This window comes from Corynebacterium sp. HMSC072G08 (assembly GCF_001809185.1).
Lineage (GTDB): Bacteria > Actinomycetota > Actinomycetes > Mycobacteriales > Mycobacteriaceae > Corynebacterium > Corynebacterium phoceense.
Genome location: NZ_KV796449.1, coordinates 34,261 through 34,475 on the forward strand (window position 1 = coordinate 34,261; position 215 = coordinate 34,475).

Genomic DNA, 215 nt, shown 5'->3' on the forward strand with positions numbered 1-215 from the left:
ATCAGGGGTTTTGAGAACTGAACCCCAGCCCAGACACCGCGTTGAGGTTACCGGCGGGAAGTCTATCAGGGGTTTTGAGAACTGAACCCCAGCATGTTTTTCAGCTTGTCGCCATGCTTGCGAAGTCTATCAGGGGTTTTGAGAACTGAACCCCAGCTTGAAGTCCGTCGCTTGCGGGGTAGGCAGAAGTCTATCAGGGGTTTTGAGAACTGAAC